This window comes from Undibacterium sp. JH2W, from assembly GCF_049340425.1.
GTDB lineage: Bacteria > Pseudomonadota > Gammaproteobacteria > Burkholderiales > Burkholderiaceae_D > Undibacterium.
In genome coordinates, this window is the sequence record NZ_JBMPOT010000091.1 from 1 (window position 1) to 336 (window position 336).

Consider the following 336-nt stretch of genomic DNA (forward strand, 5'->3'; position numbering starts at 1 on the left):
TCACAGCATGATTCTGAATTGGAATGGTGATGATCAACATGATGATCAATACCAGCATGACGTCAATCAAAGGCGTCATGTTCATTTCTATCATCACTTCCGGATCGGCTGAACCACCGCCGGAACCCATTTGCATACCCATAAGTACTCCTCTTTGATAGGGGTCTTGCCCTAGGGTGCGCCAAGCGCACCTTCCAGACATTGCCCATGGTGCGCACAGCGCACCCTACAGTCTTAGTTCCGCGGTGGCGGTTCAATCACGAAGCCAACCTTGGCGATACCGGCACGTTGTGCCGTCAGGATGGTTTTGCCAACAAACTCGTAACGGGCATTCTG

1 protein-coding gene is annotated in these 336 nt (G+C 51.8%); it reads right to left on the minus strand.

Annotated features, from left to right (window positions below; all coding sequences use genetic code 11):
* On the minus strand, positions 1-142 hold a 142-nt coding region (locus tag ACO0LC_RS29255; protein ID WP_423009791.1), incomplete at its 3' end, for a biopolymer transporter ExbD.
* Between the last annotated feature and the right edge of the window lie 194 nt (positions 143-336).